25 protein-coding genes are annotated in these 26,425 nt (G+C 48.1%); 12 read left to right on the top strand and 13 right to left on the bottom strand.

The genetic code is table 11. The features are described 5' to 3' along the window. Positions 1-54 precede the first annotated feature (54 nt). On the top strand, positions 55-1,299 hold the full coding sequence (ctpA, locus tag AWQ21_RS05425) for a carboxyl-terminal processing protease CtpA (protein ID WP_071932269.1): 1,245 nt from the start codon (positions 55-57) through the stop codon (positions 1,297-1,299). On the opposite strand, the gene AWQ21_RS05420 is transcribed toward ctpA, so the two are convergent. Both AWQ21_RS05420 and AWQ21_RS05415 read right to left on the bottom strand, forming a co-directional pair. Continuing rightward, the gene (locus tag AWQ21_RS05420; RefSeq protein WP_157094702.1) at positions 1,296-2,738 is read right to left on the bottom strand and encodes an MFS transporter; all 1,443 of its coding nucleotides are present in this window, start codon (positions 2,736-2,738) and stop codon (positions 1,296-1,298) included. The genes ctpA and AWQ21_RS05420 overlap by 4 nt on opposite strands. A 138-nt stretch (positions 2,739-2,876) precedes the next feature. After that, positions 2,877-3,065, bottom strand: a complete 189-nt coding sequence (locus AWQ21_RS05415) for a hypothetical protein (protein ID WP_065713655.1) — start codon at positions 3,063-3,065, stop codon at positions 2,877-2,879. Positions 3,066-3,144: 79 nt separating this feature from the next. Here AWQ21_RS05415 and rpmB point away from each other — a divergent pair, with 79 nt between their 5' ends. Beyond that, entirely contained in the window at positions 3,145-3,381 is a 237-nt protein-coding gene (rpmB, locus tag AWQ21_RS05410; protein WP_012306474.1) for a 50S ribosomal protein L28, read from the top strand. Positions 3,382-3,579: 198 nt separating this feature from the next. On the opposite strand, the gene AWQ21_RS05405 is transcribed toward rpmB, so the two are convergent. From AWQ21_RS05405 to petH, 7 genes are all read right to left on the bottom strand, one after another. Beyond that, entirely contained in the window at positions 3,580-4,782 is a 1,203-nt protein-coding gene (locus tag AWQ21_RS05405) for an NAD-dependent epimerase/dehydratase family protein (RefSeq protein ID WP_065713654.1), read from the bottom strand. Between the two features lie 376 nt (positions 4,783-5,158). Continuing rightward, positions 5,159-6,709: a diguanylate cyclase domain-containing protein gene (locus AWQ21_RS05400; protein ID WP_065713653.1), complete on the bottom strand. Its 1,551-nt coding sequence runs from the start codon at positions 6,707-6,709 to the stop codon at positions 5,159-5,161. A 181-nt stretch (positions 6,710-6,890) separates the two neighbouring features. Then, positions 6,891-8,132, bottom strand: a complete 1,242-nt coding sequence (locus AWQ21_RS05395) for a DNA cytosine methyltransferase (RefSeq protein ID WP_065713652.1) — start codon at positions 8,130-8,132, stop codon at positions 6,891-6,893. Between the two features lie 54 nt (positions 8,133-8,186). After that, positions 8,187-9,530, bottom strand: a complete 1,344-nt coding sequence (murD, locus tag AWQ21_RS05390; RefSeq protein WP_065713651.1) for a UDP-N-acetylmuramoyl-L-alanine--D-glutamate ligase — start codon at positions 9,528-9,530, stop codon at positions 8,187-8,189. Positions 9,531-9,587: 57 nt separating this feature from the next. Next, positions 9,588-10,343 (bottom strand): response regulator transcription factor, encoded by a 756-nt coding sequence (locus tag AWQ21_RS05385; RefSeq protein ID WP_012306479.1) that lies wholly within the window; start codon positions 10,341-10,343, stop codon positions 9,588-9,590. 114 nt (positions 10,344-10,457) lie between these two features. After that, entirely contained in the window at positions 10,458-10,946 is a 489-nt protein-coding gene (locus tag AWQ21_RS05380) for a GAF domain-containing protein (RefSeq protein WP_065713650.1), read from the bottom strand. Positions 10,947-11,167: 221 nt separating this feature from the next. After that, positions 11,168-12,376 carry a ferredoxin--NADP reductase gene (gene petH / locus AWQ21_RS05375; protein WP_065713649.1) on the bottom strand — a complete coding sequence of 403 codons (1,209 nt, stop codon included), beginning with the start codon at positions 12,374-12,376 and terminating at the stop codon, positions 11,168-11,170. Positions 12,377-12,895: 519 nt separating this feature from the next. On the opposite strand from petH, the gene AWQ21_RS16615 reads away from it, so the two are divergent. The 3 genes from AWQ21_RS16615 (at position 12,896) to sipA (ending at position 15,397) form a co-directional block, all read left to right on the top strand. Next, on the top strand, positions 12,896-13,027 hold the full coding sequence (locus AWQ21_RS16615) for a hypothetical protein (protein ID WP_254903390.1): 132 nt from the start codon (positions 12,896-12,898) through the stop codon (positions 13,025-13,027). Between the two features lie 30 nt (positions 13,028-13,057). Next, positions 13,058-15,052, top strand: a complete 1,995-nt coding sequence (locus AWQ21_RS05370) for an NAD(P)H-quinone oxidoreductase subunit 5 (RefSeq protein ID WP_065713648.1) — start codon at positions 13,058-13,060, stop codon at positions 15,050-15,052. A 120-nt stretch (positions 15,053-15,172) separates the two neighbouring features. Beyond that, positions 15,173-15,397: a regulatory protein SipA gene (sipA, locus tag AWQ21_RS05365; protein ID WP_065713647.1), complete on the top strand. Its 225-nt coding sequence runs from the start codon at positions 15,173-15,175 to the stop codon at positions 15,395-15,397. 2 nt (positions 15,398-15,399) lie between these two features. Here sipA and AWQ21_RS05360 read toward each other — a convergent pair whose 3' ends face one another. The 3 genes from AWQ21_RS05360 to AWQ21_RS16380 all read right to left on the bottom strand — a co-directional run bounded on the left by AWQ21_RS05360 (position 15,400) and on the right by AWQ21_RS16380 (position 17,769). After that, on the bottom strand, positions 15,400-15,735 hold the full coding sequence (locus tag AWQ21_RS05360) for a hypothetical protein (protein ID WP_065713646.1): 336 nt from the start codon (positions 15,733-15,735) through the stop codon (positions 15,400-15,402). 131 nt (positions 15,736-15,866) lie between these two features. Next, positions 15,867-17,471, bottom strand: a complete 1,605-nt coding sequence (locus tag AWQ21_RS05355) for an NAD(P)/FAD-dependent oxidoreductase (protein ID WP_065713645.1) — start codon at positions 17,469-17,471, stop codon at positions 15,867-15,869. A 127-nt stretch (positions 17,472-17,598) separates the two neighbouring features. Then, the gene (locus tag AWQ21_RS16380) at positions 17,599-17,769 is read right to left on the bottom strand and encodes a hypothetical protein (RefSeq protein ID WP_024544650.1); all 171 of its coding nucleotides are present in this window, start codon (positions 17,767-17,769) and stop codon (positions 17,599-17,601) included. A gap of 521 nt (positions 17,770-18,290) precedes the next feature. Between AWQ21_RS16380 and AWQ21_RS05350 the strand changes: the two genes are divergently transcribed. From AWQ21_RS05350 to AWQ21_RS05320, 7 genes are all read left to right on the top strand, one after another. After that, complete coding sequence (locus AWQ21_RS05350; protein ID WP_065713644.1) at positions 18,291-19,091, top strand: response regulator; 801 nt, start codon at positions 18,291-18,293, stop codon at positions 19,089-19,091. Between the two features lie 299 nt (positions 19,092-19,390). After that, positions 19,391-21,028 carry an ABC transporter substrate-binding protein gene (locus AWQ21_RS05345; RefSeq protein WP_065713643.1) on the top strand — a complete coding sequence of 546 codons (1,638 nt, stop codon included), beginning with the start codon at positions 19,391-19,393 and terminating at the stop codon, positions 21,026-21,028. A 17-nt stretch (positions 21,029-21,045) separates the two neighbouring features. Next, positions 21,046-21,897: a nitrate ABC transporter permease gene (gene ntrB, locus AWQ21_RS05340; protein ID WP_083997968.1), complete on the top strand. Its 852-nt coding sequence runs from the start codon at positions 21,046-21,048 to the stop codon at positions 21,895-21,897. After that, on the top strand, positions 21,897-22,790 hold the full coding sequence (locus AWQ21_RS05335) for an ABC transporter ATP-binding protein (RefSeq protein WP_065713642.1): 894 nt from the start codon (positions 21,897-21,899) through the stop codon (positions 22,788-22,790). Before ntrB ends, AWQ21_RS05335 begins: the two co-directional genes overlap by 1 nt. A gap of 122 nt (positions 22,791-22,912) precedes the next feature. Beyond that, positions 22,913-23,356 (top strand): cyanase, encoded by a 444-nt coding sequence (gene cynS / locus AWQ21_RS05330; RefSeq protein ID WP_065713641.1) that lies wholly within the window; start codon positions 22,913-22,915, stop codon positions 23,354-23,356. A 130-nt stretch (positions 23,357-23,486) separates the two neighbouring features. Next, positions 23,487-23,957, top strand: coding sequence for a DUF1348 family protein (locus AWQ21_RS05325; protein ID WP_315862238.1), 471 nt, complete (start codon positions 23,487-23,489; stop codon positions 23,955-23,957). A 152-nt stretch (positions 23,958-24,109) separates the two neighbouring features. Then, positions 24,110-25,327 carry a PAS domain-containing sensor histidine kinase gene (locus AWQ21_RS05320; protein ID WP_065713639.1) on the top strand — a complete coding sequence of 406 codons (1,218 nt, stop codon included), beginning with the start codon at positions 24,110-24,112 and terminating at the stop codon, positions 25,325-25,327. A 65-nt stretch (positions 25,328-25,392) separates the two neighbouring features. On the opposite strand, the gene AWQ21_RS05315 is transcribed toward AWQ21_RS05320, so the two are convergent. Next, the gene (locus tag AWQ21_RS05315) at positions 25,393-26,304 is read right to left on the bottom strand and encodes an alpha/beta fold hydrolase (RefSeq protein ID WP_065713638.1); all 912 of its coding nucleotides are present in this window, start codon (positions 26,302-26,304) and stop codon (positions 25,393-25,395) included. Positions 26,305-26,425 lie beyond the last annotated feature (121 nt).

Below are 26,425 nucleotides of genomic sequence, written 5' to 3'. Positions count from 1 at the left end.
TTAATTTCGCTATAGTGTTAAAAATAATCAAGTATTTTTCATAAAACTCGACGGATGCTGAGAAAACGTTTACAGGCTGGTCTTTGCAGTCTTTTGCTAGTGTTGGTATTGGTCTTTGGGCCCATAGAGCGGGCGATCGCCTTTACCGACGAACAAGATTTACTGCTCCAGGCCTGGCGTTACGTTAGTCAAGCCTACGTCGATGAAACCTTTAACCATCAAAATTGGTGGATCATCCGGCAAAAATTTCTCAAGCGGCCCCTCAAAACCCGCGAAGAAGCCTATGAAGCCGTGGGCGAAATGTTGGCCCTCCTCGATGACCCCTACACTCGCCTCCTGCGCCCAGAGCAATACCGCAGCCTAAAAGTCAGCACCTCCGGCGAACTATCGGGGGTCGGTTTACAGATCAATGTCAATCCAGAAGTCGATGTTTTAGAGGTGATTTTGCCCCTGCCTGGTTCCCCAGCCGAAGCGGCTGGCATTGAAGCAAAAGATCAAATTTTAGCCATTGATGGCATTGATACCCGCAATATTGGCCTGGAGGAGGCGGCGGCAAGAATGCGCGGCAAAAAAGGCAGCACCGTTTCCCTCACCGTAAAATCGCCAAAAACAGATACGGTACGCATCGTCAAAGTGACCCGTGACACCATTGCCCTGAATCCTGTCTATGACAAATTAGACGAAAAAAATGGCGAAAAAGTGGGTTACATTCGCCTCAACCAATTCAGTGCCAACGCCAAAACAGAAATTATTAAATCCCTGAATCAGCTGCAAAAACAGGGAGCTGACCGCTACGTTTTAGATCTGCGCAATAATCCCGGTGGTTTGCTCCAGGCTGGCATCGAGATTGCACGCCTCTGGCTTGATCAAGAAACCATTGTGTACACGGTCAACCGCCAAGGTATTTTCGAAAGCTACAGTGCCGTGGGCCAACCCCTCACCAATGCGCCCCTGGTCGTCCTCGTGAATCAAGCGACGGCTAGCGCCAGTGAAATTTTAGCCGGGGCACTCCAGGATAATGGTCGGGCGGTGCTCGTGGGCGAGAAAACCTTTGGGAAAGGGCTGATCCAATCGCTGTTTGAATTGCCAGATGGAGCGGGCATGGCAGTCACCGTCGCGAAATATGAAACTCCCCTGCACCATGACATTAATAAGTTAGGGATTATGCCCGATGAGGTGGTGCCCCAAGAGCCAATCGGCTATGGGATGATGGGCAGTGAAACGGATCTGCAATATCAAGCGGCCCTCGATCTATTGACCCAAGACCAGGCGATCGCCCAAATTTCCCAAGTGCCCTAGACCGTCGAATCAACAACGGCAGGCTCTTTTACTTGTTGTGGTGGCGTTTGTCGTGCCGCTAATTGCTTTGCCTCTGTCGGGACAAACACCATCAAGCCTGCCGCAATCACGAGAAAACTTCCTCCTAAGACCACAGCAGCGAGTCGATTGTCCTGGAGCCAATGTTCCATAATCCAGCCGAAGCCCAGGGAAACCGCAATTTCTGGCAACACAATAAAAAAGTTAAAAATGCCTTGATAAATACCCCGTCTTTGGGTCGGTAAAGCATAGGTCAAAATGGCATAAGGAATCGCTTGGGCACTGGCCCAGGCCAAGCCAAAACCAACCATCGAAGGTAAAATCAGCCAGGGTTGTTGAATTTTTAAGAGGGCAATGAGGCTCAAGCCACCACACAAAAGACAAATGATGTGAATTACCTTGCGGCCAACGCGACGGGTTAACCAGGGCAAAAGGAACGAAAAGGGAATACAGACGGCATTAAAAACAGCAAAACAAAGTCCCGCCCATTCAATCCCTTGGTTGTAGAGGGTGGACTGGATATCCACAGCCCCAAAAATATTCCGGGCTACCGCTGGCGGGAAGTAAATAAAGAAACAAAAGATCCCCAACCAAGTAAAGATTTGCACCCAGGCAAGTCGATACATAGTCGGTGGCATTTGCCCCAACACTTGCCAGGTTTCACTGAAGCTCTGGCGAATACCACCCCGTTGTTCTTTGAGTTGATCGAAGCGGTCTAAGTCCGGGGGGGGAGATTCTGCAGTGGTCAGCACCGTCCACAAGACTGTACTGAGAAAGAGCCCTGCACCAATATAAAAAGACCAAGTGACGGATTGGGGAATCTGCTGATCTGGGCCAGTGGCAGAATTTACAGCGAATAAGTGACTCAAAAGCCAAGGCAACATCGAAGCGGCGATCGCCCCTAGGCCAACCATCACGCTTTGCATCGCAAACCCTTTTGTCCGTTGCCGCTGGGGTAAGAGATCCCCAACAAATGCCCGAAACGGCACCATACTCGTATTGGCGCTGGTATCTAAGATCCACAGGAGTCCCGCCGCCATCCAAAGGCTGCTGCATTGGGGCATCAGGACTAACGCCATCGATGCCAAAATAGCCCCTACGAGAATATAAGGGCGACGACGTCCCAGGGGAGTCCAGGTGTGATCGCTTAAATTGCCAATGACTGGTTGTACCAAAAGACCCGTCAGGGGGGCTGCCAACCAAAGAATAGGAATGCTGTGGGCGCTGGCGCCAAGATGTTCAAAAATAGAGCTCATATTTGCCATCTGCAAGCCCCAACCAAACTGAATCCCAAGGAAGCCAATGCTCATGTTCCACAGTTGCCAGGCATTAAACTCTTGTTTTTGTTGCGGGGAATTGTCCGTTGAGGGGGTTGCGATGGTTGGATTTTGGGAAGATTTTTCTTCCCCAGTAAAAGCCATATAAAATTCTCCAGTTGCCGAGCGATCGCCCTATGAATGTATGAATGAATTTGAGGACTGGAGGACTATCGCCCATTGATTGTCATAGTTTCATTCTAGCGGCCTGACTTAGTCGCCCCAGGGAAATCGCTGTAATGCTTAGGAGTAAAACTTCTGATTAGTGCAGGGTTGTTCTAAAACACTGATCATTGTCGGGAGCATCTCCACCATCGGCGCGGGTTTCATTTCGCCGCGAAAATCCAGAATTTGGACGAGCAGTAAATAGGCGATCGCCAACAAAAGAGAAATCGCTCCGGTAATAATAGCGGTCAGTTTTCCGCGTTGCATGAATTTGGCCTCGCTTCGTTAATGCACTATGATTGTAGATTGGATTACTTATTATAAAAATTGCTAGGAGATCTTTCGTATGTCCCGTAAGTGCCAGATTACCGGCAAGAAAGCCAATAATGCGATGGCGGTTTCCCACTCCCACCGTCGGACGAAAAAGCTACAGGAAGTTAATTTACAGTGGAAAAGAGTCTGGTGGCCCGAAGGCAATCGCTTTGTCCGCCTACGTCTTTCCACCAAAGCCATCAAAACCCTTGAAAAGAAAGGCATCGACGCCATGGCTAGAGAAGCTGGCATCAACCTTAACAAACTCTAAGGTCAAAAACGCCCAGTTTTTCGTCACTTTTATTAGACTTCCATGGGCTGCTATGGAGGTCTTCTTTTTTTATTTAAAAATTATTTAAAAAAATCAGATCTTTTTTCGCCTCGCCACCGCACGAGAGCCAAAAGCTCAATCAACAAAAAAGAGGGGCGATCGCCCCCCATTACGCCAAATATTTAAAACCTCTAAGCTCTAAACTTTTGCGGGAACTTTCAGCGGTTCTGAAGTCGCACTTTGAGTCCACTTAGAAGTACAGAGAATCCGAGAGCGATCGCAGCGATCCACATATTTCTTCGCGATTTCTGTGACCTCCAACATCAGCCCCTTATCGAGCTTGGTTGGCTCTAGGCCCATATCCAGGAAGCACTGATTATCCACATACAGTTCGTTTTCTGCCGCTTCATTCCGGGGGTTTTCTAAATATTGAATTTCCGCCCCAGCAATATTTGCCACCATCTGCGCCAGATCCCGGACGCGGTGGGTCTCCGTCATCTGGTTGAGGATTTTGACCCGCTCTCCTTTGGCCGGAGGGTTGCTAATCGCCAATTCGACACAACGCACCGTATCTTGAATATGAATAAAAGCACGAGTTTGGCCGCCAGTACCATGGACAGTCAGCGGATGGCCCACAGCTGCTTGCATCAAAAAGCGATTGAGAACCGTACCATAATCGCCATCATAATCGAAGCGGTTGATGAGCCGTTCATCCATTGATGTTTCTGCGGTGTTGGTACCCCAAACAATCCCCTGGTGTAAGTCAGTAACCCGGACTTGGTCATTCTTGTTGTAGTAGGCAAAAAATAGTTGATCCTGGGTTTTGGTCATGTGATAGATACTGCCAGGATTTGCCGGGTGCAAAATCTGCTTTTCGATTACTTTGCCTTCTTCGGTAACTACCTGAACATCCAAGTAGCCTTCTGGAATCTTCATTCCGGCGGTGCCATAGCCATAAACCCCCATGGTGCCGAGGTGAACCACATGGATATCGAGACCTGATTCGACAATGGCGCAAAGCACATTATTTGTACCGTTCAGATTGTTATCAACGGTATAGCGCTTGTGCTTGGGAGACTTCATGGAATAAGGAGCCGCCCGTTGTTCGGCGAAGTGAACGACAACATCCGGTTGGTAGTCAACGAACAGCTTGAGGAGCTGGTCATATTCGTGGGCAATGTTGAAGTTGAAGAACTGAATTGTTTTGCCAGTGAGTTCTTTCCATGCTCTGAGCCTGACCGACATTGGGCTAATCGGCGTCAGTGATGTTACTTCCAGTTCATTATCAATATTTCTTCTGGAAAGGTTATCAACAATAACAACATCGTGACCTGCTTTCGACAGATGCAATGCTGTGGGCCAGCCGCAAAACCCATCTCCACCCAGAACAATTATTTTCATGGATTCAACTCCTTAGGTTTCTTATTTTGGTGCTTTAAAAAGTAGTGTGCATGGTGTGTACTCCCGGAAAATTTTTTTGGGGGGTCATGGTACGCCATACAGATTCCCGAGTTTGTAGAAAAGGATGACTTCAAAGGGGATGTCGGGTAGTGGATCAAAACAAAATGCTCGAAATTAAAGCAAATCGTTGAAATCATCCCACATTATAGACGGTTGGGTCGTTCCCTGAGATCATCTTGCACGGGGTTAATGGACTTTTAATCCAGGCTAGCGTAGGGATAAATCGCCGTTAATCTGGGCTTAAAACCTAGGGGCTGACAAATTGTAGGCAAGGCGATCGCCTTTGGATTAGGGCCTTTTCAATAGCGCCTTCGGACTAAGGCAAACGGGGCAACTCAGACTCCCCGGCGACAACAATGCGGTTGCGCCCCTGCTGCTTGGCTAAATAGAGAGCTTGATCAGCTTTTTGCACAAAGGTCAGGGGTTTTTCCTGGCCCTGGGGAATACCACTGACAACACCGAGGCTGACGGTGACGATTGCCTCACCCGTTTCCGTTGCATTATGGGCGATTCGGAGATCTAAGATGGTTCGCCGAATTCGCTTGGCGACGATGGTTGCCCCTTCCTGAGTCGTGTTTGGTAACACAACCACAAACTCTTCTCCCCCATAGCGAGCCACCAAATCTGCCGGTCGCTTGAGAATGTGTTTCACCGACTGGGCAATTTGAATCAGACATTCATCTCCCTGTTGGTGGCCGTAGAAGTCGTTGTAGCGTTTGAAGTAATCCACATCAAAGAGAATTAACGCCAGAGGTTTCTGTTCGCGGTAGAGACGATGCCACTCCGCCGTGAGCCGTTGATTAAAACAGCGTCGGTTGGCAATTTGGGTTAGACCGTCTAAATGAACTAATTTTTGTAATTCTTGGTTGGTCTGCCGGAGCAGTGCTTCACTACGCCGTAATTCCTTGGTTCTTTCTAAAACCAGCTTTGTGGAATTGTCCAGGGCTTTTTTTAGGGAAGACTGGGCGCGGCTTCGTTCTTCGACTGCCGCCGAGAGGAGCAGAGAACTGAGGGCAAATACCCCCATAAATGATTGCAAAAACAATAGGGATTGATTTTGAGACTCTAAAACAAATACCCCCAAACCATGGGCGGTTGTATAAATCGCCAAGAGAGAAACAATACTCACCAATAGGCTTGAAACAAAAGCGCCATAGCGAAACACCGTCCAATTCAAAATAAGCAGCAGTAGATAGGCGACGGGGTAACTTTGGATAAAAATACTCCAGCTCACACCGATAAAAATCGCTAAAATTAGCACCGCCTCTACAACATGGTAGGGAATTTTTCGACTAAAGAAATCCTTTCCTAGAAGAATAACAGGCGTAAAAATCAAGTGGGCTAAGGTACTGGCCAACCACCAAGTAAACCAATTTAAGCCATAGTGTTCCCATTCCATACGTCCTGCAAAAACAACACTGGTGACACCAATAAAAGCGGAGGCCATCGGCGAAATAGTTGCTGCGGTGATGTAAGTCAAAACGCCCCGAACTTGATTGAAAAAGTATCGATTCTGGGCATATTTTTTTAGGATAAAACGGGCTAAAAGGGGTTGTACTAAATTGCCGGCAATGCAACCGAAGTTAACCCAAACAAAAGCATGAAGACTAATATTTGGATCCCGTTCGATCAAATCAAAAGAAATAACCCAGAGGGAACCTAGGGCAATGCTCGGTAAGATTTGATTACCGAAAAGAAGAATTAAGCCCAATGTCAACCCTGAGGGGAGCCATACTGAGGCGACAGTTCCCGGTAAGGTGGTAAAAATCAGACTGATTTCCGCAGTCCAGGCATAGGCGATCGCCAAGCAGCTATTGAGGCTGAGCCATCGTAGCCATCGACTGTGCCGCAGTCGGAGAAAATCCATAGTACCCGTGATCGAGGAGGAGCATTAACAAGAATTAAACAATAAAAATAAACTAGTTTCTACCAGCTAGAAATCAGTCTTATAACAGGTTATTGGGGTTTAAAAAGATAGTCTGCTAAATAGCAATATAGTCATCATAGGTGAAAAATTGGGTTTCAAAAAATATGACTTTTATGATTTTTTAAGGTGAGGGAGGACGGCGGCGGCGCGGAACCAAATGCCACGGAATTTCCCAATATTGACTAGCTTGCCCAAGGGGATACCATAAGGCATCAGTTTGGGTAATATAAATTGTTTTTTGGGGTAGCAAATCCGGCTGAATTTCTAACGTATGAATAATTTCTTGGGCAATTTTTTTTGCCAGGAGCGGTAGCACAGCATTGCCAATTTCCCGAAAGCCATGCCAAACTTTGCGGTGAAATTGAAACCAATCGGGGAAGGTATGTAGGCGGGCGGCTTCGCGGATCGAAATGCAGCGGGGCAGTTGGTAATGAATGGGTCTGGGGGCCGTAAAGGACCCTTTGTCGGTGGGGGTGCCGGCCCGTAGGGTATTGCTGAGGCCCTGGGCATCGAGCTTAAAGAGGCGACTAATGGCTTCTTTTTTGCCGGGGGGGGTGGCTTGGAAACGGGCTTGGATTGCTGGTTGATGCTGAGAACCGAGGTGTCCCCAGAGAAAATTAGTTTCTAGTTGACGGGAATGGCAATGGCGAAAGTGCTCGTTGAGCGATCGCCCAAAAGTTCCTAGGGGTTCGGGGGGGACAATGCCCCGGTCAATATCCGTAAAAACGGGGATGGGTTCTAAATCGGCGATCGCCTCGTGGACAGTGACATAGGGTTTTCGGTCAGGGCCATGGCTCGGCGCTGGATAGGCCACAGGGGGAACATCTCGGCGATATCCCAAGAGAATTAAGCGTTTACGTCGTTGGGGAGCGCCATAATCAGCACCATTGAGCACCTGGGGAGGCAAAACATGGTAGCCAGCCTCGCCTAAGGCTTGGCAAAGCTGTTTCAACATCCCTTGGTGGCGTTGCCCCGTAAGGCCCTGGACATTTTCAAAAATAAAATATTTGGGTTGAATTTCCCGCAACAACCGGACGTATTCAAAGATCAATTGATTGCGCGGATCATCCAACTGTCGTTTGCCCATCACTGAAAATCCCTGGCAGGGAGGGCCACCCGTGAGTAAATCAATTTCTGCCGTTGAATAGCCGCGCTGTTCAATGGCGTGGCGCATTTCTGGCCATTCCAGCCGACGAATATCCCGGCAAAAGGTGACACCATAGGGAAAATTCACCTCATGGACGAGGGCATGGACGGGGTCAATTTCTACCGCTGCGACCACATCAAAGCCCGCCGCTTCTAGCCCCAGGGACATTCCGCCGCATCCCGCAAACAAATCAATGGCTAGGGGCCTTTGGTTCACAGTGTGCTCCCAGTAAGTGTTTGTAATTTTCTTTAATGCTAAAGGGTTTTAGCTCTATAGGGCTTGGCAGAGGTGACGGAAGTGATCGCCCCGATGTTCGAAACTACGGTATTGATCAAAGCTGGCACAGGCGGGGGAAAGGAGCACTGCTTTCGGTTGGAGGGTCGGAATTAAGGCAACACTGCGGGCGATCGCCTTTTCTAGGGTGGCGACAATTTCGTACTGGGTGTAATTGCTCTCTTGGAGTAACTGGGCAAATTGGGGGGCTGCCTCACCGATTAAGAGCACCGTCGCTGCCTTTTCTTTGATTTTTTTGATCCAGGCCTCGGCATTGCCTTCTTTGGGTTCACCCCCGGCAATGAGGATCACTGGGCCAGGGGCCGCATTTAAGCCCACCTCGGCGGCGTCGTAGTTCGTTGCTTTACTATCATTGATAAAATCAACTCCCTGGTGCTGGCGAATTAACTCCAGACGGTGGGGCACACCAGGAAAGGTAGCAATGGCCTCGGCGATCGCCCCTTTGTCGATATTTGCTAATCGGGCGGCGGCGATCGCCAAGAGTAAATTTTGGCGGTTATGGTCGCCGACCATTTTCAGCAGAGAAACCGGAATCACCAATTCCCCAAAGGCTTTCACCCAAGCATCCTGGATAAATACCCCCCGTTTAGGGTCACAGGGTAAATGTTCTGCTCCCTTGGTGCTTGTCCAATAGGCGTCGGGCCATTGTTCAGCCTGCGATCGCAAAAACGGATCATCCCCATTCAAGACCTGGCGACGACTACGCCGAATGAGGGACGCTTTAATGTTGTGATAATTGTCGAGGGTGTAGTGGCGGGCGAGGTGGTCTGGCGTGAAGGTCGTCCACACACCAATTTGGGGACGGAGAGTCGGTGCGGATTCAATTTGGTAGCTACTAATTTCTGCCACAATCCACTCTGGGGTGGCTTCTCCCAACACAAGCTCACAGGCAGCGTGACCAATATTCCCACAGGCAGGGCCGCCCCGACCTGCTACTTGAAAAATCGCTTCTACCAGGGCGGTGGTGGTGGTTTTACCGTTTGTGCCGGTAATACCGACCCAGGGTTTTTGATCCAGATTGCGCCAAGCCAATTCCATTTCGCCGATGGTGTCAATGCCTTGGTCTCGCGCTTCTTTCAGAAAAGGAATATCCCAAGGTACTCCCGGACTCACCACAATCAGATCGGGGCGATCGCCTGCTAGGTTTGGCGTATGGCCGAGTTTGACCGTAATCCCTTGGGCCGATAAGTCCTGTTGCACCGCGACGAGGGATTCATCCGTTTGGCGATCGCCTAAGACCACCTCCCAACCCTGTCGCTTCAAAAGCCGTGCCGCCGCAATTCCCGAACGACCAATTCCAATGACGAGCGCCTGAGCCATACCATCTCTGTCGAAACAATGTGATCGCTGATTGTATCGAATTATGGCCGCTTTCCCCTAACCAAATCGATAGCCAAAGCCCCGCACTGTGATCAAATATTCCGGCTGACTCGGATCTAACTCTAACTTTTCCCGTAACCAACGGATGTGCACATCTACCGTTTTTGTATCCCCTAGAAAATCAGCACCCCAAACCTGCTCAATTAACTGATCTCGCGACCAAACCCGACGCGGATAACTCATAAACAATTCCAATAAACGATATTCCTTGGGCGACAAACTCACTTCCTCACCCCGTACCGTCACCCGACATTCCTCCGGGAACAAAGAAATATCCTTAAACTGGCGCACCGAGTTTTTAGGCGTGCTGCGGATAAACTGTTGACGTCGCAACAGCGCCCGACACCGGGCTACCAACTCCCGCAAACTAAAAGGCTTCGTTAAATAATCATCAGCACCCACCTCTAGGCCCAAAACCCGGTCTGTTTCACTCGCCTTAGCGCTCAATACCAAAATCGGAATCGTGTTTCCCTGATATCTCAAAAAACGACAAAGATCTAAACCATTCACTTCCGGCAGCATAATATCCAGAATTACCAAATCCAGAGGCATATCCGGAGCGTTGAATTCTGGATTTTGCAACATATTCAAGCCTGTACGGCCATTATCCGCAAAAAAGACCTCATAACCTTCTTCCTCTAAACCCATCACAATCATGTCACGAATGACTGCCTCGTCCTCCACTACTAGGATCCGTGCTTTCGTCGATAGCTCAGCATCTAGGGTATGTGACATCAAATCAAGGGAGAGCATAAAAATAAATTATTTACAGGGTTACGCCAACATATACATCAAAAGGCAGAGATTTGGCTAGTACATTGTGATTTCCTATACATTCACACCTTTAAGTTGAGTCATGGTAAGGATCTAGTCCATGAGTTGTAAATCAACAGCTAGGATTTGTGCTTGCTGCCGAACAAACTCCACTTCCTCCGTTAGCCAAGTCCGTACCTCGTGGTGATGAGCCGCTAACAATCCCCACAAACGTTGATCAACGATGATCGGCGCAACCAGATCTGCCCGCACCCGAATTGACCGCAAAAAGTCCAGGTGACAAGGCTCAAAATCACTCGCTTCAATATCTGTAACCTGCAGAATTCTGCCTTGGTGGTACCGTTGGGCATAATCACCATTAAAACAATCATCTGCCCCCGTCGATCCTAAAATTGAAAATTCACTCTGGCTCAGGGATTCGATAATCACCTGTCCTTTCCATTCCCGGTAAAAATAGTAGATGACAACCCGACTTACTCGGAGTTGCCAACGTGTTTGATCAGTGGCCTGTTGTAGCAATTGATTACGAGTCAAGGTGCGATTTAACCGCTCGTTCACTCGATTAAGACTTCGATCAAACATATTTGACTGCTGATTTTGTTACCTTCAATTTTATAAATATCCCCTTCACTTTGGGGATTAAAGGTGAATTCTCTGGATGAGCTGCCTATTTTTACCAGGTTTTCTAGAAAGATTTCTCTTCTAAGAAAAAAGCCCTGACAAACCATAGTGGCTCCCAGGGCAGACATTAACTTGCTGAAATTGCACGATAGTGTGACTAGCAGAAGCTCGCGGCAATGTTTTTAGTAAACTTCCACATGCCAACGGTGTTCTTTCTTCATGGAGCGGCGCATTTCTTCCCAATTGAGGCCACGCTTCTCTGCTTCGGCGGTAAAGGTTTCGTCAATGGGGGGTTGCATGCCCTTGAGACCACACATATAAACGTGGGTGTTGGGCTTTTGAATCATCTCAAAGAGTTCATCTGCATATTCACTGACACGGCTTTGGACATAAACTTTGCCACCATCGGCGGTCTTCTGTTCGCGACTAATGGCGTAGGTTAAGCGGAAGTTGTCGGGATTTTCCGCGGCCATTTTCTCGAAGTCGTCTTTGTAGAGGATATTAGCAGTGTAGGGAACACCGAAAATGAGCCACGCCTTGCCTTTGAATTTGTAGTCTTCGTGCTGCTCTTTGAACATCCGCCAGAGGAAAGCCCGGAAAGGCGCAATTCCAGTACCGGTAGCGAGCATGATCACAGTTGCGTCTTCGTCATCGGGAAGCAGCATTTCTTTCCCAACGGGGCCAGTGATCTTGACGTCATCTGTGCCAACCGGGAGGTTACAGAGATAGGTGGAGCAAACACCATAAACTGTTTCGCCGGATTCGGGATCTTGATATTCAAGCTGACGGACACAGAGGGAGACGGTCTTGTTGTCTTCCATGTCGCCGTGACGGGTAGAAGCAATGGAATAGAGTCTGAGCTTGTGGGGTTTCCCGTTTTTGTCTTCACCGGGAGGAATAATCCCGATACTTTGACCTTCTAGATAACGCAGATCGCCTTCGGAAATATCGAAGGTAACGTGACGCACGGTGCCGCTACCGCCTTCGTCAACGAGTTCGTAGTTTTCAATACATTTGCCGAGGAAGGGGGTTTTCGGACGATAGATGTTAACGGGAACCGAGGTGTCGGTGGTTTTGGGGTGAACGATTTTTGTCGAAGAAGCCATAGGAGATTGTGCAGATGCTTGGGCGGAGGACTGGCCTTCACTCACAATCTGGGCCGCATCTTCTGCGGGACGGATGCTAACGATTTTGCCTCCCAGTTTGGTAATGCGTTGCATTTCCTGGTTCATTCTGGCATAGGGCACGGTAATGAATGTGGTGCCACTTTTCCGAACGAGGGCGTTTTCGTTACGACCGTCGCCACCCAGACCAACAACTTCGTAGATAAACAGACGATTGGCGTAGGATTGATTTCCAGTAGAGTTTGCTGTGCTAGTGATACCGTACATTATGTGCAGTTTCCCAATTATTTTTGATTTATCAGTTTTTTTGATCTTAAAGGGGGTGGATCGTCGGTACAAACCGCTTTTTCCCGCTTTAGAGTCAAGATTATAAGGGCTTTACTCCATTTAGACTATCATTGTGCTGCCCATGGTTTACTGAACGGGGCGGGAAGTGTAACCGATTCTGAGGTATGGGAATTGGGGTAACTAGGCTACTGGAAACACTATCTCTACCGAACTAAGTTCTTAGGCGTTAGTCAGGGAGAGATTGTGAGTGAAGAAGGTTTGGAGGTACATCTTAAGAAAGTTTCTACGGGGGTTTTGTGATGGCTGTTGCATTCTTCCTGGGGCTTTGTAAGGGGATCTTCATAGAGGCAATCTTTTTCGGTTTTTTTTAGATTTTTTTGAAATGGATTAGAACAAGGCGATCGCCTCTGATGGGGAATTGTGATAGTAAAAAGTAATCAAACGGCGGCAATCCGTTGAAGATTTAGGGGGATATGTCACAATGAGGGGCGAAACTCTTTGACCATTGGTGTCTATTTAGAACAGCCCAAACAGAGCAACTCTCCCCAAGCAATTCCGAAAAATGCCCTTGGTCAACTGTGTGCTGTCACCCAGAATTTATTGGGAAATTTGACATCAATGGATGTGTAACTTAGAAAGCAAGAATCCTAGGCATTCGTAATGGAACCGCTTTATCAATATGCATGGTTGATTCCGGTGCTGCCTCTGTTAGGGGCAATGATCATCGGGATCGGCTTAATCTCCTTAAACAAATTCACGAACAAGCTACGGCAACTCAATGCGGTATTTGTTCTGTCGCTCATTGGCACTTCAATGGCCCTTTCTTTTGGGCTACTCTGGAGTCAAATTCAGGGTCATGAAGCCTTTACCTACACCCTAGAATGGGCAGCGGCAGGCGACTTTCATCTGCAGATGGGCTATACCGTGGATCACCTGAGTGCCTTGATGTCGGTGATCGTCACCACGGTGGCTTTGCTGGTGATGATCTATACCGATGGTTATATGGCCCACGATCCGGGTTATGTCCGTTTCTATGCTTATTTGAGCATTTTTAGCTCGTCGATGTTGGGCCTGGTTTTTAGCCCAAATCTGGTGCAGGTTTATATTTTCTGGGAACTGGTGGGGATGTGCTCCTACCTCCTGATTGGTTTCTGGTACGACCGCAAAGCGGCGGCAGAGGCTTGCCAAAAGGCCTTTGTCACAAACCGTGTCGGCGATTTTGGTCTCTTGCTGGGGATGCTCGGTCTCTACTGGGCCACGGGCAGTTTTGAGTTTGATCTGATGGGCGATCGCCTCGTGGATCTCGTCTCGACGGGGCAAATTAGTTCCCTCCTGGCCATTGTCTTTGCCGTACTCGTTTTCCTTGGCCCTGTGGCTAAATCCGCTCAATTTCCCCTCCATGTGTGGCTCCCGGACGCCATGGAAGGGCCGACCCCCATTTCCGCCTTGATCCACGCTGCGACCATGGTTGCTGCTGGGGTATTTCTCGTCGCGCGGATGTATCCTGTGTTTGAGCCGATCCCAGAAGCGATGAATGTCATTGCCTGGACGGGGGCAACCACCGCTTTTCTGGGGGCAACCATTGCCTTGACCCAAAACGACATTAAAAAAGGTCTTGCCTATTCCACCATGTCCCAATTGGGCTATATGGTGATGGCGATGGGGATCGGTGGCTATACCGCTGGTCTGTTCCACCTAATGACCCATGCCTACTTTAAAGCGATGCTTTTCTTGGGCTCTGGTTCTGTGATCCATGGCATGGAAGAGGTCGTCGGCCATAACGCCGTACTAGCCCAGGATATGCGCCTGATGGGTGGACTACGGAAGTATATGCCCATCACCGCCACAACGTTTTTAGTTGGCACCCTCGCTATCTGTGGGATCCCGCCCTTTGCTGGTTTCTGGTCGAAAGACGAAATTTTAGGCCTGGCATTTGAAGCCAATCCAGTGCTCTGGTTCATTGGTTGGGCCACCGCTGGCATGACCGCTTTTTACATGTTCCGGATGTACTTCCTGACCTTTGAAGGGGAGTTTCGTGGTACGGATCATCAACTGCAAGGAAAACTCCTGACTGCGGCAGGTCAAGCCCCCGAAGAAGGCCACCATGGCTCTAAGCCCCACGAGTCTCCTTTAACGATGACTTTTCCGTTGATGGCTTTGGCGGTTCCGTCGGTGTTGATTGGTTTGCTGGGAGTTCCTTGGGGCAATCGCTTTGAAGCCTTTGTCTTTTCTCCCAATGAAACAGCAGAGGCCGCTGAACATGGTTTTGAATTGACAGAATTTTTGATCATGGGTGGTAATTCTGTGGGGATCGCCCTCATTGGTATTACCATTGCCTCGCTGATGTATCTCCAGCGAAAAATTGATCCGGCGAGTTTGGCTGAAAAATTCCCGGTGTTGTACCAACTGTCTTTGAACAAATGGTACTTCGACGATATTTACAACAATGTTTTTGTGATGGGTACCCGGCGTGTGGCCCGACAAATCCTGGAGGTGGACTATCGCGTCGTCGATGGGGCCGTAAACCTGACGGGGATCGCCACTCTCCTGAGTGGGGAAGGCTTGAAATATATTGAAAATGGTCGTGTCCAGTTCTATGCGCTCATTGTGTTTGGGGCGGTGCTGGGTTTTGTGATTTTCTTTAGTGTGGCCTAGTCTTTACCGCATTCCGAAAGTTGAGATAAATAAATTCCCCTTGCCTGAGTGGTAGGGGGTTTTGTTTTTTTCCTGATAAGATTTGCAGTGGTGTTGTTACAGGGGTTAGCAAAAAAAATCATGGCCGAATTTAAGCAAGGGGCCCAGGTAAAGTTGGCCCAGTTACCTCCTTTTCTCAAGACAGCAGATCCGATGCCGATGCTACGTCCGGCGGATTTGTTAGCGGTGGGAGAGGTCGGTACCCTTGGCGATCGCCGCCCTGGTGGTTATTGGGTAGTTAAGTTTGAACGGGGGTCTTTTTTGCTCGAAGAAACGTATCTGACCGTTGCCGCTGAGGCGGAGTAGACCTAAGGATTGGGCAGATCGACAGCCGGACTTAGGGGAACAAAATCGCCGTGGATGGTGAGGCCGAGAAACATGGTTTCACCGGTTTGGATACGTTTACCCGTAAGGGCGCAGGTTTCATCTTTTTGGGCGATCGCCTCAAGGGTTGCCCGAATATCTGCTTCGCTAAACTGGGGACGATATTCCCCTGAGTTGTGATTGACGTAGTTCCAGAGAATATCGCGGATTAGGGCCTGGTATCCTTGGTTCCCGGCGAGTTCCTTGAGTTTATCTTTCAGTTTGCGCTCTAGGCGAATGCTGGTAACTTCCATGTCTGTCGTACTAGTTGCCCGAGTCATAATCGTCGCTTATCCCCTTAAATTTAAGATGCACCCAGATATCTGCCCTCGGAATGAGGCAAAATATCGAAAATTGTAGTACCAGTGTAGTGGAGATACCTTAGGAAAAAAAGCGCGATTTCACTGAATTATCAGCAAACAAGATTCAAGGCGATCGCCTCTGCCACTTTGACCCCATCAATGGCCGCCGAGAGAATGCCCCCCGCATAGCCGGCTCCCTCCCCCGCAGGATAGAGGCCCTGGGTATTAATACTCTGGTAATTTTTGCCCCGTTTAACGCGGATTGGCGAAGAGGTGCGCGTTTCTACTCCCGTTAACATCGCCTCGGCCATGGCAAACCCTTGAATTTGTTTGTCAAAGGCAGGTAGAGCTTCCCGAATGGCTTCGATGGCATAGTCCGGAAGCGCGGTGCTGAGATCCGTTAACTTGACCCCCGGTGCATAGGAAGGCTTAACCTTGCCCAAGAACTCAGAAGAACGACCTGCCAGGAAATCCCCCACCAATTGGCCCGGCGCACTGTAATCGCCGCCACCCAGTTCAAAGGCTCTGGCTTCTAACTGTCGCTGGAGATCGATCCCAGCTAAAGGATGGCCTGGAAAATCTGTTTCTGGAGTAATGCCGACGACGATCCCCGCATTGGCGTTGCGTTCGTTGCGGGAATATTGGCTCATGCCATTGGTGACAACTTTACCTGCCTCGGAGGTGGCCCCAATGACTAAGCCCCCCGGACACATACAAAAGCTATAGACCGATCGCCCATTTTGACAATGGTGCACGAGCTTGTAATCGGCGGCGCCCAGGATTTTATTGCCAGCAAATTCCCCGTAGCGACATTCATCGATGAGGGGTTGGGGATGTTCGATGCGGAAGCCAATGGAAAAGGGTTTGGGTTCGATGTAAACGCCCTGGTCATGGAGCATTTGGAAAGTATCCCGCGCACTGTGGCCCATGGCTAGCACCACATGGGAACTGGGAATAAATTCGCCATTTTCGAGGGTGACGCCTTTAACCTGATGGTTTTCCAGTTCGAGGGTTTTGACTTTGCTTTGAAAGCGAATTTCGCCGCCGAGAGATTCGATGGTTTTGCGGATGCTTTGAACGATGCCGACAAGTTTGAAGGTGCCGATGTGGGGCTTGGCGATGTAGAGAATTTCGGGGTTAGCGCCGGCGGCGACGAATTCTTCGAGGACTTTGCGTTTGTAATGGTGGCGATCGCGCACTTGACTATAAAGCTTCCCATCGGAAAATGTACCTGCGCCCCCTTCCCCGAACTGGGCGTTGGATTCGGGGTTAAAGTCCCCTTTCTTTTTCCAGAAATTAAAGGTGTCTTTGGTGCGCTCGTTAACGGTTTTGCCTCGTTCTAATACGATAGGCCGAAAGCCCATTTTTGCCAGCATTAACCCCGCAAACATCCCGCAAGGCCCCATGCCAATGACGATGGGTCGTGTCTCACAATCTTCTGGTGCCTGGGCCACCATTTTGTAGCTCATGTCTGGGGTGGGGAGTACGTGGGGATCTTTTTTGAAGCGTTTCAGTAGAGCTTGATCCTTGGTGGTGCGCACATCAAAGATGTAGACGAGGTAAATATTGCTCTTTTTGCGGGCGTCGTAGCTGCGCTTAAAAATTTGGTACTCGAGTAGGTCGTCCGGCTGAATTTTCAACTTCTGGCAAATGGCCTGGGCGATCGCCTCCGGGCTGTGGTCGAGGGGCAGTTTGATTTCCGTAAGACGAAGCATGGCAGTTACTGAAAAAAATAGCGGTGATGATCCCTGGGGCCGGGGATTCTTATTAAAAACGAAAAAAATCTTCCCCACAATGGCGAGGAAGACCCAGACTCAATAAACAAAGAATTGGTCAGCGGCCTTAGATCAACCCCAACCAGCTCAGGACACCTTCTTTGGTCAGTAATTCGATGGCGATCGCAATAATGATCCCAATCATCGCCGCCCGGCCATTGAGCTTTTCAGAATAGAGATTGAAGCCAAACTTGGGATCTTCGAGATTGGGCTTAACGGTGGGTTCTGGAGCTGCCATGGTAAAAACCTCGTCTTATCGAAACTAATGTAATAATTCTTAATATTGTAGTGTAGCGCACAAAAGCCGCAACCGTGCCTTGTCTCACTTTATACCTCAATCGTAATCGTTTTATTTGTTTATTGTGATGAGCTTTTGTGCTTCGTGATTATCGGCTCCACTCGCCTTAGAACTAGATTGCGATCGCCATCGATGTTACCCAGAATGCTGGAGCATCTTTGACTTTATTATTACACCACTGAACCATAATCACCTGCTGATCAAAGTAGCGAGTACGGAACGGTCACACAGCACTTCAAGGCGTGATTCAACAATGCTTTTTCAAGTTGATAATGGCGATCGCCCCTATTTTGTATAGCGGGATACATCAAGCTGACCACAATTAAAGGCTAATAAAACTTAAGTCGAATGCAGTGACTGTATCTGGACGACAAAACAATATCAGTTTGCGATCTAAACCCTAGAATATAGGGTGCTCCACTTGCCAGCATAAATGATCAATTTTTGGAAACAATAAGGCAATGACGAAAATTTTGATTATTGAAGATGAAGCAGAAACCCGTAATGTTTTCCTTAAATGCCTAGAATTTGAGGGCTTTAAAACCTGTGCTGCAAGTAATGCTTTAGATGGGATTGAACTAGCATTAAACGAACAACCCAATTTAATTGTTTGTGACATTCTCATGCCTGACATGGATGGTTACTTTGTATTGTCAAAAATACGCCGTTCACCTAAAACAACAGCGATCCCTTTTATTTTTCTAACTGCAAAAGTGACCATGGCAGAGCTTCGCTATGGCATGCAGCTGGGAGCGGACGATTACCTGACCAAGCCCTGCACGGTTGAACAATTTTTAGGGGCGATTAATGTTCGGCTAAAACGGCAGCAAGAGACGATCAAAAATCACCACCTAGACTCAAAAAAAAACAAAACCGTTGCTTCTGTTGATGTCGAAATCAACTTTCCATTAACAGATATCGATCGCGATTTTTCTTTTCCCTACTCCAGCAATTTAAATCGAGCTTTTGATTTTATTGAAGATCATTACCATCAACCGATTAAAATCAAGGCCATCGCAGAAGAAGTTGGTTACTCTTCTTCATACCTGAGCAATTTAGTTCAGAAAGAAACTGGCTATACAGTGAAGCAATGGATTATCGCTAGGCGCATGCTACAGGCTCGAAAATTATTGAAAAATACAAATAAGCCAATCCACAAAATTGCAGAGTTATGTGGCTACCATGATGCCGGCTACTTTACCAACCAATTCCGGCGATTCCACGGAAAAACACCCCTCAATTGGCGTTCTGAGCAATTGTAGCTCACCTCTCCGTGAGTCATCGGCATCGTTATTTTACAAAAACTAACGCAGCATAACATCCCTAAAAAAGACCTTTCTGTAATTGATTTAACAAAAAAATCAAAATATCAGGGGAGTCAAAAAAATACCCTAAAAAAATGTCATTTTTTCAAAAAAAAATCTAATGCCTTTTAAAAAAGTGACTGATATTATGAATGTCAAATCTTTATGGAAAAAGGTGATCTTCTGAGTTTTAGGGCGCTTTCAAAACCACAGAATTTTGAATGTTTAAGTCGTTAGTTTTTGGGTAGATATAAGTTATGACTCTGATTTCAGCACAGCAGACTTTACAGGGCCTTGGAAGTTCCGGCTCTCTCGGTCACGGGCGATCAAACTTACAGTCTTTGTGTCATGTTTGCGGCAAATACCATGGCATGAATGATCATTGGCAGTTTATGCAGACAATGCCCCAAGATCCTGTAGACATGGTTGATGACCTCGTAAAAATGGGGATTTATAAAGAGAATCAGTTGCGGGCGGCAGAAGGAGTCAATGCCTACGAACTGAGAAAAACTTTATTTTTGAAGCGTATTGGTCGCAGTGATCCAAAGCGAGAAAAGCTTATCTTGGCCCTCTGTAAGCAGGCCGGTGGCATGGAAAATGCTTTTGCGGCGGCCTTTGGCCCCCAAGCTGGTCTATTTTTTGCCGACTCAATTCGCAGTAGCCAACAGACCCGTCGAGAATTTCTGCGGAATATGGCTGTCGGCGCTGCACTTGTGAGTTTGGCGAGTTGTGGTCAGGATACAACGCCTCCTGCGGAAGACACCCCAGCAGACGCACCAGTGGGCAATTTAGAGAAAACTGATTTACAGATTGGTTTTATTCCCATTACCTGTGCGACGCCCATTATTATGTCTGAGCCTTTGGGCTTTTATGAAAAGTATGGTTTTAATGCCAAGGTCGTCAAAATGCCCAGTTGGGGGGCAGTCAGAGATTCGGCGATCGCCGGAGAATTGGACGCGTACCACATGCTTGCGCCCATGCCCATCGCCATGACCCTCGGTCTAGGTTCCGCCGCCTTTGGCGTAAAACTTGCCAGCATTGAGAACATTAACGGGCAGGCGATTACCGTTGCCGAACGTTACAAAGGTCAAGTGAATGGGCCGGCCGATTTTAGAGGATTCACCATTGGGGTTCCTTTCCCCTACTCCATGCACAACCTGTTACTGCGTTACTACCTCGCGACAGGTGGCATTGATCCCGATGTCGATGTGCAAATTCGTCCCGTTCCCCCACCAGACAGCATCGCCCAGCTCGTTGCCGGTGATATCGATGCATACCTGATGCCTGATCCCTTTAATCAGCGGGCGGTCTACGAAGGAGCAGGCTTTATTCATATGCTCACCAAGGAAATCTGGCCAGGACACCCCTGTTGCGCCTTTGCCGCTAGTGATCAGTGGATCGATGCGAACCCTAACACCTTCCGTGCCCTCAATAAATCCATCATCGAAGCTGCAGCCTATGCTCAGGTTCCCGAAAATCGCCCCGAAATTGCCGCCGCGATCTCTGAGCGTGCCTTCCTGAACCAGCCCGTGGAAGTCGTCGAAGCAGTCCTCACCGGAAAATTTGATGATGGCAATGGCAACAGCCTCGACATTCCCGACAGGATTGGCTTTGATCCCTATCCTTGGCAGAGTTTTGCCAACTGGATTTCCTCCCAGCTTGTGCGGTGGGATCTCCAAGGGGATGGTTTAGCGCCCCAGATTATTCCCGAAAAGGGCTATGACACCGTTGGTACAGACGTCTTCCTCACGGATCTCGCCCGGGAACTTGCCACAGAATTAGGTCAAGAAGTGCCCACAGAAATTTACCGGGAAGAAACCCTGAAATTCGATACCTTCGATCCTGCGGATCCTGCCGCCTATGTCGAACAACAAATTGAAGAATATGGCGTATAAAGTCAGGAGCAAACAAGATGGCAATCAGTAGTAAATCCTTAAATAAACCCTTACCGAAGTCCATTTACAGTAGACCAGAGGAATCCTTTTTTCAAAACGAAAATGTCCGAGCTGTTCTGTTGTTTATTGTTTCGCTCGCTGTTTTCCTTGGCTTCTGGGAGATTGGTGCACGGGCAGAACTATTTGCGAAAGGGGTTCCCACCGCAACGAAAACCATCCAGGAATTGTGGTGGTGGGTGACCAATCCTTTCTTTGACAATGGCCCTAACGATCTTGGGATCGGCTGGAATTTGTTAATTAGTCTCCGCCGGGTGGCGATCGGTTATGTTGCAGCCTCTGTTGTTGCCGTGCCCCTTGGGATTTTGATTGGCATTTCCCCGGTGGCAAGGAAGGGTTTTAATCCCTACATTCAACTCCTTAAACCAATTTCCCCCTTAGCATGGCTGCCCCTAGGACTCTATATCCTGCGGGATTCGGAACAGACCGGTGTCTTTATTATTTTCATTTCGAGTATTTGGCCAACGCTGATTAATACGTCCTTTGGGGTCGCCAATGTCAGCAAAGAATACCTTAATGTGGCAAAAACTCTTGGTGCCTCTCGGCTCCGCACTATTTTTAAGGTAATTATTCCAGCGGCATTACCCAATATTTTGGCTGGATTACGCATCAGTATGGGGATCGCTTGGCTGGTCATTGTTGCTGCGGAAATGTTGCTGGGGACTGGTTTGGGTTACTTCATCTGGAACGAGTGGAATAACCTCTATATCCCGAATATTTTGGTGGCGATTTTCATCATCGGTTTGGTCGGTTTGATTCTAGATAGTTGCTTTGCGGCTGTCGAAAAGTTTGTTGCATTTGGTCGTAAATAATGAGTGTTACTCCTGTGAATTACGCAACTCCCCTTACCCCGGAAGATACTTTTTCTGATACGGCGCAACTGTCGATTCGTAACGTAACAAAGGTCTTCCACGGTCAACAAAGTTTATTGGGTAAGGTGACTGGAAAAAAGTCAAAGGATTATGTGGCGATTGAGGACATTAGTCTTGATATCGAACCCAATACTTTTGTCTCGATTATTGGCCCTTCTGGCTGTGGTAAATCCACGTTGCTAGATATGATTGCGGGTCTCTCCTCTGTGACTTCTGGGGAAATTCGGTTGAATGGGATGCCGATTCAGGGGCCGGGGCCAGACCGGGGCATGGTGTTTCAAAGTTATGCGCTAATGCCTTGGATGACGGTAGAGGACAATCTCTATTTTGCGGTGGAAACGGTCTATCCGCAGATGCCGAAAAAGCAGATCCAACGCACGATCAAAGAGCATATCCAATTAGTGGGTTTGCGGGGTGCTGAGAAAAAGTATCCGCACCAAATTTCGGGGGGGATGAAACAGCGGGTCGGGATTGCTCGGGCGCTGGCGATTAATCCGCAAATTTTGTTGATGGATGAACCATTCGGCGCCTTGGATGCGCTTACCCGTGGGTTCTTGCAGGATGAGATTGAACGCATCTGGGAACGGGAGCGGAAAACGGTGATCATGATTACCCACAGCATTGATGAGGCTCTATTGCTTTCTGATCGCATCATTATGATGACCCGTGGTCCTGCGGCTCGAGTGGATGAGATCTTGGATGTGCCTTTCCCCCGTCCCCGCAATCGTGAGGAGTTGGATCAATATCCGGCTTACCACGATCTCAAGGTAGAGATGGAAAGTCATCTATTTCGCGAAACGAGGGCAGTTGAGGCTGCCAGGGTTGGGGCTTAACGCTTCCTTGTCCGGGCGATCGCCTTTGGATTTTTCCGAAATCATCGGGGGCGATCGCCTCGACTAAAACTGATTGATTATCTATTCACACTATTCATCAAAAGCATAAGAGGAGTCATTCCATGGCAATTTCTGCAGTTACCGAAAAGTTGTTGGCAGCGAAAAAGGCAGCGGGGCTGAGCTTTGCTGATTTAGAGGCAAAAGTCGGTTGTGATGAGGTCTGGATTGCCTCTGTGATTTACCGTCAAGCCAGTGCCTCTTTGGAAGAAGCAACCAAGATTGTGCAAGCGATTGGTGCAGATGAGTCTTTAATTGAACCGCTCACGGAATGTCCTTTGAAGGGGTCCCTTGAGCCTGTGATTCCGACGGATCCGCTGATCTATCGTTTCTACGAGATCATGCAGGTTTACGGGATGCCCATTAAGGCGGTTGTGCACGATAAGTTTGGTGATGGCATCATGAGTGCGATTGATTTTACGCTCGATGTGGATAAGGTCGAAGATCCCAAAGGCGATCGCGTTCAAGTCACCATGTGCGGTAAGTTCCTCCCCTACAAGAAGTGGTAGATTGCACAACGCTTAAATAGGTTGATTTGCATGGAAATGATGGGTTACTGGTTCTGAACTGGTGACCCTTTTTTCGGCAATATTTCGGGAATAAATTAATCATGATTGAATTCGTTTTTCGGGAGTTTTAATGATGTCTACACCTCTTGTTCCCCCTTTCACTAGGGAAACGGCGATCGCCAAAGTGCGGATAGCAGAAAATGCTTGGAATAGCCGTGACCCAGATCGAGTCTGTCTGGCCTATACAGAAGATAGTTTTTGGCGGAATCGGGCAGAAGTCTTCCGAGGTCGAGAAAAAATTCGCGAATTTCTGCAACGTAAATGGGACAAGGAATTAAACTATCGCCTCGTCAAGGAAATGTGGGCATTTGGCGAAAACCGCATTGCAGTACGCTTTCAGTACGAATGGCAGGACGATGCGGGGCAGTGGTATCGCGCCTATGGCAATGAAAATTGGGAATTTGATAAAGCAGGTTTGATGCGCCGTCGAGAAGCCAGCATTAACGATAAACCCATTGCAGAATTAGAACGGCGGTTTTTCTGGGATGCCCCTGGCGATCGCCCCCTGGATCATCCCGGATTGATTAATTCTCCTGAATAGATGCAATATTTTCAGCGTTCCCATCATCTACAAGCGGTAATTAGCCCATTGATTCACGTAAGCCTTAGTTGGTTCAAGGAGTGATGGTAATCGAGCGATAAAGTCAGTCATAATACTCTCTACTGTACTGATGTCGAGGATAATAACGTTTCTTGTCTAGACCATTTGCCCAAGAATTAAAACAGCTCCGTCGCCAGCACCAACTCATTTTAAATGCCGTTGGTGAAGGAGTTTATGGCCTTGATTTAGATGGCAATGTGACTTTTGTTAATCCCGCCGCCGCTAAGATGATTGACTGGCCAGTGACAGAGTTGGTTGGGAAGTCAATGCATACGGTATTACACCATTCCCATGTGGATGGTTCGCCTTACCCCCGTGAAGATTGTCCGATTTATGCGGCTCTCAAAGATGGTAGTACCCATCGAGTAATTTCTGACGTATTTTGGCGCAAAGATGGCACCAGTTTTCCGGTGGAATATATTAGTACACCCATGAAAGATGAAGATGGAACTCTAGTTGGGGCCGTTGTCACGTTTCAAGACATTAGCCAGCGGCGCTGGGCAGAAAAAATTCTCGAGCAGGCCAATGAAGATTTAGAGCAAAAAATTCAAGAGCGGACCCAAAAGTTGCAACGGGCAAATCAACAGTTAAGGGAACTGAATGAAATGCGCTCGCGTTTCATCACAATGGTTTGCCATGAATTTCGCAATCCCCTCAATAACATCACCCTTTCTGTTTCTTCCCTTAAACGTTACGATACCCATCTTTCAGTAGCAGAAAAGGCAGGCTATCTTTCCAACATCAATACAAATGTTGAGCGCATGACCCAAATCATTGACGATATTTTAGTAATTGGCAGGATTGAGGCGAAAGTTCTAGAAGTTAACCGCACAAAATTTGACGTGGTCACATTTTGCCGTCAGCTATTGGAAGAAGGAGAGTTTATTCGTCAGCCCCATCCCATTAAATTGATTTGCCCCAGTCCTTCGATTATCACTGAGCTCGATGAACGTTTACTATACTCAATTTTAGGTAATTTACTTGGCAATGCAATTCGCTACACCCACGAGAGCGGCGCAATTACGTTGAGCTTAAGAAAATGGAAACAAATATTAATTATCAAAGTCCAAGATGAAGGAATTGGCATTGCCTTGAAAGATCGTAAATATCTTTTTGAACCTTTTCATCGCGGTTGTAATACCAGTAATATTCCTGGTACAGGACTAGGGCTAAGTATTGTTAAGCAGTTTGTGGATCTGCTTGGGGGTAGTATTCACGTGTCCAGCCGTATCAATAAAGGAACGACTTTTACTGTCAGGTTGCCAATGTTTAATAATAGTAAAAATGATATTTCGGTTTCTACCAGCTAGTTAAAATCAAAAAATATTATTTTGAGCCTATTCAGCATTTTTTCCTGCCAACTCAAGTATTCAATCTAATGACTAGAGGTGATTGGGATTGAAGTTTGGCAAAAGCGAAACATATGTTCGGCGACGAGGGTCGTTTGCTCCACGTGGGGGAGGTGACCACAATTGGGAATCCACTGGAGGGTGCTATTAGGTAAGCCCTGGTGAAAGCGATGGGCCGCCTTGGTGCCGAGAATGCGATCCTGCTGGCCCCAGAGAATTAAGGTGGGTTGCTGGATCTGTTTCAATTTGGGATAAAAAGAGCCATAGCCTCCGCCCTTGGTGAATTGAATCAGCGCTTCTTGCCAGCGATCGCACTGGACATGCATTGCCCCACAGAGCACCGCATCCGTTGTGACCCGTGTTTTATCGAAATAGGCACTTTGGCAAATTTTCCGGCGGACGTTCATACTGCCTAAAAATTGCGTGGCCCAACGGTCTAAGGGCGGCACCATCGCAAAGCGACTGAGGGGTTTCGGCGCGAGGCCGGCACTGTCGAGGAGCACAATTTGACGGACAGCATCTGGATAGCTCAGGGCAAAGTCGAGGGCCACTGCGCCCCCCATGGAAGCACCAACGATAACTACCGGGCGATTAATTTGCTGTTGCCAAAACTGGTGGAGGTGGGTTTTGATACTTTCCGGGGTAAAGGGAAGCTGTTCTGGTCGCGCCGTAAAGCCAAAACTGAGCAGATCTACGGCCCAAACAGTATGGTGCTGGGCTAATTTGGGTAGAAGATAGCGGTATTCTAAAACAGAGCTATCGAAACCATGGATGAGAAGAATGTCTTGGTCACCACTGCCTTGTTGCACAAAGCTAGTCAAAATGGGATCGGTTTGAAGCGGCGTGGCGATCGCCACCTGTTGGATCTGCTGGGCGAGACGAATCGCGTCAAGTTCCGTCAGTTGGTTCACCAGAGGCGGTAAAAAAGAAGGATACATGGGGGATTTCAATAAATGCAGCCAGATAAAAATAGATTGCCTGCTTATCGCCTACTTATTGTTACAGGTTTGCCCCTGGCCTACAAGCAAGCCGTGTCCAAGAAAGTTTGGGGTGGTGGGG

It is taken from the genome of Picosynechococcus sp. PCC 7003 (assembly GCF_001693255.1).
In the GTDB taxonomy this organism is placed as follows: domain Bacteria; phylum Cyanobacteriota; class Cyanobacteriia; order Cyanobacteriales; family MRBY01; genus MRBY01.
The sequence above is the reverse complement of the archived record's forward strand: the minus strand, read 5'-3'. Positions and strand labels throughout refer to the sequence as shown.

Excerpts from the sequence above, each read along its gene's own strand:
- ctpA (WP_071932269.1), top strand. The coding sequence starts at position 55 with ATGCTGAGAAAACGTTTACAGGCTGGTCTTTGCAGTCTTTTGCTAGTG.
- AWQ21_RS05420 (WP_157094702.1), bottom strand. The coding sequence starts at position 2,738 with ATGGCTTTTACTGGGGAAGAAAAATCTTCCCAAAATCCAACCATCGCA.
- AWQ21_RS05415 (WP_065713655.1), bottom strand. The coding sequence starts at position 3,065 with ATGCAACGCGGAAAACTGACCGCTATTATTACCGGAGCGATTTCTCTT.
- rpmB (WP_012306474.1), top strand. The coding sequence starts at position 3,145 with ATGTCCCGTAAGTGCCAGATTACCGGCAAGAAAGCCAATAATGCGATG.
- AWQ21_RS05405 (WP_065713654.1), bottom strand. The coding sequence starts at position 4,782 with ATGAAAATAATTGTTCTGGGTGGAGATGGGTTTTGCGGCTGGCCCACA.
- AWQ21_RS05400 (WP_065713653.1), bottom strand. The coding sequence starts at position 6,709 with ATGGATTTTCTCCGACTGCGGCACAGTCGATGGCTACGATGGCTCAGC.
- murD (WP_065713651.1), bottom strand. The coding sequence starts at position 9,530 with ATGGCTCAGGCGCTCGTCATTGGAATTGGTCGTTCGGGAATTGCGGCG.
- AWQ21_RS05385 (WP_012306479.1), bottom strand. The coding sequence starts at position 10,343 with ATGCTCTCCCTTGATTTGATGTCACATACCCTAGATGCTGAGCTATCG.
- AWQ21_RS05380 (WP_065713650.1), bottom strand. The coding sequence starts at position 10,946 with ATGTTTGATCGAAGTCTTAATCGAGTGAACGAGCGGTTAAATCGCACC.
- petH (WP_065713649.1), bottom strand. The coding sequence starts at position 12,376 with ATGTACGGTATCACTAGCACAGCAAACTCTACTGGAAATCAATCCTAC.
- AWQ21_RS05370 (WP_065713648.1), top strand. The coding sequence starts at position 13,058 with ATGGAACCGCTTTATCAATATGCATGGTTGATTCCGGTGCTGCCTCTG.
- sipA (WP_065713647.1), top strand. The coding sequence starts at position 15,173 with ATGGCCGAATTTAAGCAAGGGGCCCAGGTAAAGTTGGCCCAGTTACCT.
- AWQ21_RS05360 (WP_065713646.1), bottom strand. The coding sequence starts at position 15,735 with ATGACTCGGGCAACTAGTACGACAGACATGGAAGTTACCAGCATTCGC.
- AWQ21_RS05355 (WP_065713645.1), bottom strand. The coding sequence starts at position 17,471 with ATGCTTCGTCTTACGGAAATCAAACTGCCCCTCGACCACAGCCCGGAG.
- AWQ21_RS16380 (WP_024544650.1), bottom strand. The coding sequence starts at position 17,769 with ATGGCAGCTCCAGAACCCACCGTTAAGCCCAATCTCGAAGATCCCAAG.
- AWQ21_RS05350 (WP_065713644.1), top strand. The coding sequence starts at position 18,291 with ATGACGAAAATTTTGATTATTGAAGATGAAGCAGAAACCCGTAATGTT.
- AWQ21_RS05345 (WP_065713643.1), top strand. The coding sequence starts at position 19,391 with ATGACTCTGATTTCAGCACAGCAGACTTTACAGGGCCTTGGAAGTTCC.
- ntrB (WP_083997968.1), top strand. The coding sequence starts at position 21,046 with ATGGCAATCAGTAGTAAATCCTTAAATAAACCCTTACCGAAGTCCATT.
- AWQ21_RS05335 (WP_065713642.1), top strand. The coding sequence starts at position 21,897 with ATGAGTGTTACTCCTGTGAATTACGCAACTCCCCTTACCCCGGAAGAT.
- cynS (WP_065713641.1), top strand. The coding sequence starts at position 22,913 with ATGGCAATTTCTGCAGTTACCGAAAAGTTGTTGGCAGCGAAAAAGGCA.
- AWQ21_RS05325 (WP_315862238.1), top strand. The coding sequence starts at position 23,487 with ATGATGTCTACACCTCTTGTTCCCCCTTTCACTAGGGAAACGGCGATC.
- AWQ21_RS05315 (WP_065713638.1), bottom strand. The coding sequence starts at position 26,304 with ATGTATCCTTCTTTTTTACCGCCTCTGGTGAACCAACTGACGGAACTT.